We start from the raw sequence: 7,930 nt of genomic DNA on the forward strand, positions 1-7,930 counted from the left end.
CGGCCCAGCCTGGCTCGACCGAGCGCCAATGGCGGACGGGTGGCCATGAGACTGCTCATGCGCGACAGCGGCACCTGCCGTTGCCGCCGGTAGAACCGCCTCGCCGCTGAGGAAGCGTCGCAGCACCTCGAGTCCGGCCGCCCCGCTCTTTTCCGGGTGGAACTGCACCGCAGCGACACGCCCGCGCTGGACCGCGCTGATGAAGGCGCCGCCGTAGTCGGTTTCGGCCAGCGTCCAGTCCGCGTTCTCGGCCGTGGCCTCGGCATGGTAGGAATGCACGAAATAGAAGCGCTGTCGCTCCAATCCCGCGAGCAAGGCCCCCGCGCGTTGCGGCCGCAGGCCGTTCCAGCCCATGTGCGGCACCGCCAGCTGCGGGTCGGCGAAGCGGCGCACCTGGCCGGGAATCAGCCCCAGCCCGGGCACGCCGGGCGATTCCTCGCTGCCTTCGAAGAGACTTTGCAAACCGATGCAGATGCCGAGGAAGGGGCGATCGGCGGCCAGATAGGCCTTCAGCGGCTCGCGGTAGCCGAGCGCGTCGAGGCGCTGCATCGCCGCCCCGAACGCGCCGACACCAGGAAAGATCAGATAGTCGGCGGCGAGGATATCGGCGGGGCGGCGGATATCGATCGGCTCGCAGCCGAGCTTGGCGATGGCGTTGCGCACGCTGCGCACGTTACCGGCGCCGTAGTCGAGGAGTGAGATCATCGGGATGAGACAGCCAGGGCAATCGTTCGAAGCCAGAGTGTAGCAGCAGGCGGGCGGGCGGCGGCCGGGATCAGAGTTCGATGCCCTCGGCCTCGACCACGCGCACCAGCGCCGCCTCCATGGTCGCGCGGGCACGCGCCGTCGCCCTGTGCAAGAAGGCGTGCAAGGCGGCATCGTCGGCGTTGCGGTGTTCGCACTCGCGGCTGTACTGCTCGAAGGCGACCAGGCTCGAGATCAGCTGCGCCAGATGATGCGGACATTCGCAGCGGATCGCCGGCGAGGCGGTCGCGATGCGCGCCAGGGTGGCGCTGTCGTACCGACGTCGGGGGATCGGCGCCGCCAGATCCATGCCGTCGAGGATCGTCTCCGGCGGCGGCGCCCTCTCGCTGCCGCGCAGGGCCGCGCACCAGCGCGCGAGTTCGTCCGCGTCCACCGGCGCGCGCTTGGCGACGATCCGTTGCGACGCCAGGCGCTCGACCGCAGCGCGCGCCGCGAAGCCATAGACCACCAGGCCGCGCGCGGCGCCGGCGGCGGTGAACAGATCGGTGATCTGGGCGACGCGATCGAGCTGAAGCGTCGCCCGCTCGAGCACCAGCAGATCCGCCTTGAGGTCGGCCATCGCGGCATGGAAACGATGCTCGTCCTCAAAGGCCCCGACCAATTCGACGCCTTCGCCGAGCATGGCCATGGGCGCGCCATCCTGCGTCAGCAGGGTCGGCAGCGTCGGCCCGAGCACGACCACCCGGCAGGGTGGCCGCTCGGCATCGGCGATGGGCATCAGATCAAGCCCGCGCGAGCGCTCCTGCAATTGCACCAGGGTCAGGGCGGCGACATGACTGATGGCGTCGCCGTTATCCACCAAGCGCTTGATCAGCGTCAAGCGGCCGACGTCTTCCGCCGAGTAAAGCCGGGTTCCAGCCTCCGAGCGCAGCGGTTCCACCACCGCATAGCGCCGCTCCCAGACCCGCAAGGTGTCGGGCGAAATCCCAGTCAGACGGGCGACCGCGCCGATCCGATAGGTCTGGCCGTTGAACGGCTGTTCGGTCTCTGTCAAGGCCACATCCTCTTTACAATCGCGGTGATCGCTCAGCATGGTACGCATGCCGGGCGGCTAACGCCGTAAGCGATCGAACAACCGGCGGCCCCAGAAGGAGCCCGGCGCCAGGCTGAGATAGACCAGCAGCAGAATCGCGACCTGATACCAGAGCACGCCCATCCAGGCCGGGGTCACGCCGGTCTCCAGCCAGTTCTCGGCGAGTTGCTGCAGGTTGAAGAAGGCGAAATAGGTCAGGAACGCCAGCAGCAGTCGTGCCGTGCCGCGCTGCCTCGGCGACAGGCTGGTGAGCGGGATCGCGAGCAGCGCCAGCGCGTAGATGGCGACGGGGGCGGCCAGGCGGTGTCCGAGTTCGGCACGGTCGAGCAACGACTGCGAGCCGATCAGCTCGCGCGTCGGACGCGCGGCGCGGCGGCGGCGCTCGACCTCGGTCTGGGTCTCGTTAGCGAGGAAATAGGTATAGCGATCGAACTCGGCAAGGCGATAGTCGGCGCTGCCGGGGATGCCGTCATAGCGGCGGCCTTCCTCGAGGATGACGCGCTGTTCGCCGGTCTCGGGATCGCGCTGATAGAGGCCGCGGCGGCTGATGACGAGGCGGGGGATCTCGGCGCGGCGATCCTGGAGAAAGATCCCCTCCAAGCGATTGCTGGCGTCGATGCGAGCGGCGTAGAAGGTGATGTTGCCATCATCCTGCTGATAGAAGCGCCCGGCGCGCAGGCCGGCGACTTGCGCGGAGCGCTCGCCCTTGGCGTCCTCGACGAGCTGTATCTGTAACGAGGCATAGGGCTGACCGAACAAGGCAAACCAGCCCGTGATCAGCGACAGCGGCAGCGCGAACAGGAGGAAGGCACGATACAGCCGCAGCGGCCCGAAGCCGCAGGCGCCGAAGGCGATCAGCTCGCTATCGCGGGCGAGGCGACCGAGCGTGACCAGGGCGGCGATGAAGAACGCCGGCGGCAGCAGCCTCGCCGTATCGCGCAGCACCTGCAGGCCGAGGTAACGCAGCACGGCTTCGCTGCCGAGGGCGCCCAGGTTCACGTCCTCGAGGGTGCGCAGCAGCAGCATGCTGGCCATGATCAGGAGCAGGGTCAGGATGATGGCCGAGAAGACCTTGGCGATCTCGGCGAACAGATAACGGTCGGCGACGCTAAGCACTGCAAGGGCGCATCAGGGCCGAGCGCCGAGGGCCGCAAAGGCAGCGGTGGCCTGGCTGACGAAGGCCTCCCCGGCGGACGCCGCGGGCGCGTGTTCGATGAACAGCGCCGCCAGCCCGAGTTGCTCGGCCAGCTCCAATCCGCGTTCAGGACCGAGCACCAGCAACGCGGTGGCCCAGGCGTCGGCCTGCATGCAGTCATCCGCCAGCACCGTCACCGAGGCCAGTCGATGGTCGACCGGCCGGCCGGTCGCAGGATCGATGGTATGCGAATAGCGCTTGCCGTCGATCTCGACGAAATTCCGATAATCGCCCGAGGTCGCCATGCCGATGTCGCGCAAGGCGACCACCTCGAAGACCGCGCGCCGGCTTGCCTCGGGCCGCTCGATCGCGATCCGCCAGGGCTCGCCTCGACCATTGACGCCGCGCCCGCGCAGCTCGCCGCCGATCTCGACCAGATAATCCTCGATGCCGTGCGCTTCGACCAATGCCGCAAGCCGATCCACCGCATAGCCCTTGGCGATCGCGGAGAGGTCGACAGAGAGATCCGGTCGGGATTTGCGCAACGCCGGCGGCTGCGACTGCACCTCGAGCTGCCGCCAGCCGACGCGCGCGCGCGCGGCCTGGAGATCGCCGGCCGTCGGCAGATCGTCGGCGCTCGGCGTCGGCCCGAAGCCCCAGAGGTTCACCAACGGCCCCACCGTGACATCGAAGGCCCCGGCGCTTGCCGCGCTCACCGCCCGCGCGGCCGCGACCACCGCCACCAGCTCCGGCGAGACCAGGAACCAGTCGGTGGTTTGGCTATGGTTGAAGCGCGACAGCTCGGAACTCGGCTGGTAGGTCGACATCCGTCGGTTGATGTCCGCCAGCCGCGCGTCGATCGCTGCGGCGAGCGCGTCGCGATCCAGCTCGGCCGGCGGCGCGACGATCTGCACGCTGTAACTCGTGCCCATGGTCGATCCGCGCAGCGCCAGCACGCGCGGTTCCGATTCCCGCCCGCAGCCGACGAGGACGAGCAGCAGACAGAGCCCGCACAAGACCTGGTAGCGGCACTTCACGTAAAGTGAGCGGGCAGGCGGCGAGCGAGCTTCGTCGACAGACGTGACGATCATTACGATAACACCGGATTCTGTTTCGAGAGACAGACTTATAATAAATCACCTGGCTGCGAGGTCCGATCCCAGTCACCAAGCGCGGCCCACCGAGCCGACCGCCCATTATGAATGCTCCTGGCAAATCATCGCTATTCGGCGGCCTCACGCCGCCGCGCAACGCCTTGCAACAACAGCGACAGGATACCTTCGGCGGCTCAAGCGGCAATGCCGGCACGACGAGCCCCGCCCTTCGCCTCGGCGACTATCTGCGGCTGCAACCCTATGGGCGCGCGCTGCTGACCCCCGCTGCGGCGGCCTGGATCGGCTCGGCGCGGATGGTGATCCTGCTCATGGCCAGTCTCGAAGGCTTCGTCTGGGGCGCCGTCGGCTTTTCGTTGGTGCCCGAGGCCACGGCCTGGCTCGCGCCCTTGATCGGGGGGTTCCTGTTTGCGTTGATGTTCTCGGTCATCTGGATCCTCGACGCCTCCCTGATCATGTCCGAGAAGCCGCGCGCGCAGGCGCGGCCAGACGCGCGCCAGGGCGCCAAACGGGGCGGCATGGGCCCACGGCTGCGCTGGCTGCTTGGCCTGCTGGTGCGGATCGCGATCGTCGCCGTCTCGCTCTATGTCACCGCGCCCTTCATCGAGAAGCTGATTCGTGCCGATGACATCGAGGCCTGGCATCAGGCGCAGGTCGAACGCTACCACGACGAGCGCGAGCGCTTGCTGCGCGAACAGATCGAGGCCCGCACCGCGCAGCGCGAGGCGGACTATCGCGCCCGCATTCAGGACATCGAGCAACAGCTGCGCGCCGTCGGCGAAGAGCTGGAGGCGGAACGCCAACGTCGCGACCAGCTCAGCGCCGATGCCCGCCCCGAGATCGAGGTCTTGGTCCAGGACTTCGCCGAGGCCCGCCAGCGGGTCGGCGACGAGCTGCTCGGGCGCGCCGGCCGGCCCCAGGGTTATGGCCCGGAGGCGCGCCGGTGGGAGGCGCGGGCACAGGACTTGGAGGAGGCCCTGGCCGAGCAGCGCCGCGAACTGGCCGAGCGGCTCGCGCCGAGCGAGGCGCGCATCGACGAGCTGCGCCAGCGCCGCAACGCCCTGAATGACGCCATGGCGGCGGTGCGCGACGAAGCGCGCGCCATGCGCGAGCGCATCGCCGAGGAGGTCGCCGCCGAGCAGCCACCCGCGGAGCCGCCCAAACTTACCTTTGCCGCGCAATCCAAGGCCCTGAACGCGCTGCGGGAAGACCGCGCCGAGCAGGACGTGCCGCATTTCGAGACCGTCGAAGGTTTTGCCCAGGCCGCGCTTGGGGTTCTGTTCTTCGCGTTGATCGCGCTCAAGCTGTTCGAGCCGACGGCGGTGCAGGCCTACTACAGCGAGACCGTGCAGGTTCAATACCGCCACTATATCAACGGCGACCTGGCCGATATCCCGGGCTTCGGGCACCCTCAGGACGCCAAGCGCCGACTCTCGCCGGCCGAGTTCGCGCAGCGCTGGGAGCAGTGGGAGCGCGATCCGGCCGCCTTCGTCGCCAACCATCGCGTCGAACTCGAGGCCCAGGCGCATCTGGCGCGACTCAATGCCGACCATACGCACGAGCGCGAGCTGCTCAGCCGTCGCCGCGAGGGCATCGATCATCAGCTCGCGCTCGAACATCGCCAGCGCGAGGCCGAACTCAAGGCGCGCGAGCACGAACTCGCCCTAAGGCTCAAGCAGATGGAGGCCCGTCTCGGCGACGAAACCGAACTGCAGCGCGAACGCGAGCGCTTGCAGTTGGAGCGCGAACGCCAGAATCAGGCCCTTGAGCAGGTCAAGCTCGAGCGCAAGCATCACGGCCAGCAGCAAGCCGAGCTGCGGCAACGGCTCGAACACCACCGCGCGCAGCTCGGCCAAGCCCGCGAACAGCAGCTGAGCCTGGTTCAAACCCACGCCGACAATCAGCAGGCGATAAGCGCGACCCGGCAGACGCTGGCCTCCCTGGAGGCCAAGATCCAGGCCAAGCAGCCCCTGTTGGAGGCCTCGCGCGCTGAACTCGCGAGCCTCCAACAGCAGCGCGCGGCAACCGGTTCACGGGGGCCTTTCGGACCTCTGGCCGCGCGCGCGCGGGCCTTGCGGCGCTCCATCAGGCGCCTCGAACGCGCCTTGGCGCCGGATCAGAAAACGCTCGACGAACAGCGCGGCCGGCTCGTCGTGCTCGAGATGGAGGCCGAACAGCTGCAGCAAGCCATCGAGGACAGCCGCGCGAGCGTGCTGGAGCTGCGCCGCCGCTGCGATGACGAGCGCGCCGCGCTCGACGCCCTGCTGCTGATGCCGGCCTCCCACCAGCAAGCGAGCCCGCCGACGACAGCGGTCACATCAACTTGACCACCTGCTGATTGCGCAGCCCAAGCACCTGCTGCGCGAGATCGATCGCCTGCTCGGCGAACGGATCCAAGTGCTGCCAGCGCTCGCCGGTGTCGAGCACATCGGTCAGGCTGGCGCTGATCACGCGCAGATCATAGGCGCCCTGGGCGCGCCGCTCCGCCGGTGCCTGCTCGCTGGTCACATAGAGCACCGGCTCCTGCTCCCCCATTGGCACCAGCGCCAGGATGAAGCGATAGTGGCGCTCGTCGTCGCTCTCGATCTCGCCTAAGAGCGTCGCCGTGTGATCGCCGATCTGATAGCGCCGCTTCGGCAGCGCGGTCTTGATTTGGGGTCGATCCCGCATGGTCGTGTTCCCGCTCCGTTGCTTCGATGAGCACAGACTGTGGGGATCATGGGCGACTGCCTCCAGTGCCCATGCCCATGCTCATTACCGTTGCTGAGCCCCCGATTCGCTCAACAGCCGCCGCACCAGCCCCGGGCCGCGATAGATGAGCCCGGTATAGAGCTGGACCAGATCGGCGCCCGCCGCGCGCTTCGCGGCCACGTCCTCGGGCGCGAAGATGCCGCCGGTTCCGATCAGTACCGGTCCCTCACCCAATGCCTGGCGCACATGCCCGAGCAGCTCGGTGCTGCGCGCCATCAAGGGCCGTCCCGAGAGGCCCCCGGTCATGCCGGCGGTCGCGGTCTTGAGCCCATCGAAGCGGATCGTCGTATTGGTGAGGATCAGGCCGGCGCAACCGGCATCGATCGCCGTCTCGGCACAGGCGATGGCGTCGGCGTCGGCCAGATCCGGCGCCAGCTTCAACAACACCGGCCGCGGATCGCGCAGACGTTGATTCGGCCCCTGCACCGCATCCACCAACACGCGGACCTGCTCCACGGTTTGCAGGTCCCGCAGACCGGGGGTGTTCGGGCTCGAGATGTTGACCACCAGATAATCGGCCAGCTCGGCGAGCAAGGCGCAACTGCGCTGATAATCGCTCGCCGCCTGCTCGGCTGGCGTGACCTTCGACTTGCCCAGATTGACCCCGAGCGGCACCTGCGGGAGATCTCGCTCGCGCAGGCGCGTCAAGCGCACCGCCATCGCCTCGGCGCCGGCGTTATTGAAGCCCATGCGGTTGACCAAGGCCGCATCGGCGGGCAGTCGAAACAGACGCGGGCGCGGATTGCCGGGTTGGGCCAGGGCCGTGACCGTGCCCACCTCGACAAAGCCGAACCCCAGGCGCTGCCACAGCGGCACCGCCTCGGCATCCTTATCGAGCCCGGCCGCCAGCCCAATCGGATTCGGGAAGCGCAAGCCCATCGCGTCCACCGCCAGCGCCGGGGTTCGCGCCACATCCGAGGCGCCAAGCCGGCCGCTGAAGTGCCGTGACCAACGCGCGGCCAGCGCCAAGGCAAGCCCATGCGCGCGTTCCGCGTCGAGTCGAAACAAGAGCGGACGCAACAGTCGCCACCATTGCCCAGGTTCAGCAACAGGGCCAGCCCCTGCGGACATCGGGTGTGCAGGTTTTGTCGACATGGTTCTTCTCGATTCAGCCCGTTGAGGCCTGGTTCAGGG

The 7,930-nt window shown here is 68.4% G+C and carries 7 protein-coding genes; 1 reads left to right on the plus strand and 6 read right to left on the minus strand.

Features of this window, described 5'->3' with window-relative positions; genetic code table 11:
• From hisH to ACLFQI_RS09490, 4 genes are all read right to left on the minus strand, one after another.
• Nucleotides 1–705: imidazole glycerol phosphate synthase subunit HisH (hisH, locus tag ACLFQI_RS09475; RefSeq protein ID WP_410758796.1), on the minus strand; the 705-nt coding region annotated here is incomplete at its 3' end.
• Nucleotides 706–775: 70 nt separating this feature from the next.
• Nucleotides 776–1,765, minus strand: a complete 990-nt coding sequence (locus ACLFQI_RS09480) for a MerR family transcriptional regulator (protein ID WP_410758805.1) — start codon at nt 1,763–1,765, stop codon at nt 776–778.
• A 51-nt stretch (nt 1,766–1,816) separates the two neighbouring features.
• Nucleotides 1,817–2,914, minus strand: coding sequence for an LPS export ABC transporter permease LptF (gene lptF, locus ACLFQI_RS09485; RefSeq protein WP_410758798.1), 1,098 nt, complete (start codon nt 2,912–2,914; stop codon nt 1,817–1,819).
• A 12-nt stretch (nt 2,915–2,926) separates the two neighbouring features.
• Nucleotides 2,927–3,970: an FAD:protein FMN transferase gene (locus ACLFQI_RS09490; protein ID WP_410758800.1), complete on the minus strand. Its 1,044-nt coding sequence runs from the start codon at nt 3,968–3,970 to the stop codon at nt 2,927–2,929.
• A 161-nt stretch (nt 3,971–4,131) separates the two neighbouring features.
• On the opposite strand from ACLFQI_RS09490, the gene ACLFQI_RS09495 reads away from it, so the two are divergent.
• On the plus strand, nt 4,132–6,372 hold the full coding sequence (locus ACLFQI_RS09495) for a hypothetical protein (protein WP_410758802.1): 2,241 nt from the start codon (nt 4,132–4,134) through the stop codon (nt 6,370–6,372).
• On the opposite strand, the gene ACLFQI_RS09500 is transcribed toward ACLFQI_RS09495, so the two are convergent.
• Nucleotides 6,359–6,715 (minus strand): hypothetical protein, encoded by a 357-nt coding sequence (locus ACLFQI_RS09500; protein WP_410758803.1) that lies wholly within the window; start codon nt 6,713–6,715, stop codon nt 6,359–6,361. The genes ACLFQI_RS09495 and ACLFQI_RS09500 overlap by 14 nt on opposite strands.
• An 84-nt stretch (nt 6,716–6,799) precedes the next feature.
• On the minus strand, nt 6,800–7,867 hold the full coding sequence (locus tag ACLFQI_RS09505) for a quinone-dependent dihydroorotate dehydrogenase (RefSeq protein WP_410758807.1): 1,068 nt from the start codon (nt 7,865–7,867) through the stop codon (nt 6,800–6,802).
• Nucleotides 7,868–7,930: the final 63 nt, after the last annotated feature.

Source organism: Halochromatium sp. (assembly GCF_046541315.1).
GTDB lineage: Bacteria > Pseudomonadota > Gammaproteobacteria > Chromatiales > Chromatiaceae > Lamprobacter.

Excerpts from the sequence above, each read along its gene's own strand:
- ACLFQI_RS09495 (WP_410758802.1), top strand. The coding sequence starts at position 4,132 with ATGAATGCTCCTGGCAAATCATCGCTATTCGGCGGCCTCACGCCGCCG.
- ACLFQI_RS09500 (WP_410758803.1), bottom strand. The coding sequence starts at position 6,715 with ATGCGGGATCGACCCCAAATCAAGACCGCGCTGCCGAAGCGGCGCTAT.
- ACLFQI_RS09505 (WP_410758807.1), bottom strand. The coding sequence starts at position 7,867 with ATGTCCGCAGGGGCTGGCCCTGTTGCTGAACCTGGGCAATGGTGGCGA.